Annotated in this window: 1 protein-coding gene; it reads left to right on the forward strand. The window is 63.8% G+C overall.

The window, feature by feature from the left end; all coding sequences use genetic code 11:
• On the forward strand, positions 1 to 235 hold a 235-nt coding region (locus EOB49_RS35915), incomplete at both ends, for an ATP-binding cassette domain-containing protein (protein ID WP_127383588.1).

Below are 235 nucleotides of genomic sequence, written 5' to 3' on the forward strand. Positions count from 1 at the left end.
GGGGCCGGCAAGAGCACGGTGTTTTCACTGATCCTGCGCTTCTACGATCCCGAAATAGGCAAGATCCTGATCGACGGCGTCGACGTGCGCGAAGCCGATCCCGTTTCGGTCCGCCAGCGCATCGCCATCGTGCCGCAGGATGTCACCATCTTCGCGGCAAGCGCGCGTGACAATATCGGTTTCGGCCGGCCGGGAGCCAGCAAGGCCGAGATCGAGACGGCGGCGAAGGATGCAC

It is taken from the genome of Mesorhizobium sp. M7A.F.Ca.MR.148.00.0.0, assembly GCF_003997735.1.
Lineage (GTDB): Bacteria > Pseudomonadota > Alphaproteobacteria > Rhizobiales > Rhizobiaceae > Mesorhizobium.